The sequence below is a fragment of the Shewanella sp. MF05960 genome, from assembly GCF_050849305.1.
In the GTDB taxonomy this organism is placed as follows: Bacteria; Pseudomonadota; Gammaproteobacteria; order Enterobacterales; family Shewanellaceae; genus Shewanella.
Genome location: NZ_JBOZPS010000059.1, coordinates 1 through 1,175, shown reverse-complemented (window position 1 = coordinate 1,175; position 1,175 = coordinate 1). Strand labels below are relative to the sequence as shown.

The 1,175-nt window shown below is 49.4% G+C and carries 1 rRNA gene; it reads right to left on the bottom strand.

Features of this window, described 5'->3' with window-relative positions:
• Positions 1-1,161 (bottom strand): 23S ribosomal RNA (locus ACROAE_RS20570); the annotation flags it as partial.
• Positions 1,162-1,175 lie beyond the last annotated feature (14 nt).

Sequence of the window (1,175 nt, the reverse complement as noted above, 5' to 3'; positions counted from 1 at the left end):
GAAATGCACCCGTAGCTTCGGTGGTATGTTTAGCCCCGTTAAATCTTCCGCGCAGGCCGACTCGACTAGTGAGCTATTACGCTTTCTTTAAATGATGGCTGCTTCTAAGCCAACATCCTAGCTGTCTAAGCCTTCCCACATCGTTTCCCACTTAACATACACTTTGGGACCTTAGCTGACGGTCTGGGTTGTTTCCCTTTTGACAACGGACGTTAGCACCCGCTGTCTGTCTCCCGAGTAGTACTCATTGGTATTCGGAGTTTGCAAAGGGTTGGTAAGTCGGGATGACCCCCTAGCCTTAACAGTGCTCTACCCCCAATGGTATTCGCTCGAGGCGCTACCTAAATAGCTTTCGAGGAGAACCAGATATCTCCGAGTTTGATTGGCCTTTCACCCCCAGCCACAAGTCATCCGCTCATTTTTCAACATAAGTCGGTTCGGTCCTCCAGTTGATGTTACTCAACCTTCAACCTGCCCATGGCTAGATCACTCGGTTTCGGGTCTACGCCTTGCAACTAAACGCGCAGTTAACACTCGGTTTCCCTACGGCTCCGCTATTCGCTTAACCTCGCTACAAAACGTAAGTCGCTGACCCATTATACAAAAGGTACGCAGTCACGGTCTCAAGAACCGCTCCCACTGCTTGTACGTATACGGTTTCAGGTTCTATTTCACTCCCCTCACAGGGGTTCTTTTCGCCTTTCCCTCACGGTACTGGTTCACTATCGGTCAGTCAGGAGTATTTAGCCTTGGAGGATGGTCCCCCCATATTCAAACAGGATGTCACGTGTCCCGCCTTACTCGTTTTCATCTATGGTTAGTTTTCATGTACGGGGCTATCACCCTGTGCCGCTGTGCTTTCCAACACATTCCACTAACACCCCATAGACTTAAGGGCTAATCCCCGTTCGCTCGCCGCTACTAGGGGAATCTCGGTTGATTTCTTTTCCTCTGGGTACTTAGATGTTTCAGTTCCCCAGGTTCGCCTCATAACGCTATGTATTCACGTTATGATGACCACTTATGTGGCCGGGTTTCCCCATTCGGATATCGTTAGCTCAAATGCTTATTACTAGCTCGCCAACGCTTTTCGCAAGTTATTACGTCCTTCATCGCCTCTGACTGCCAAGGCATCCACCGTATACGCTTGGTCACTTAACCATACAACCCAAATG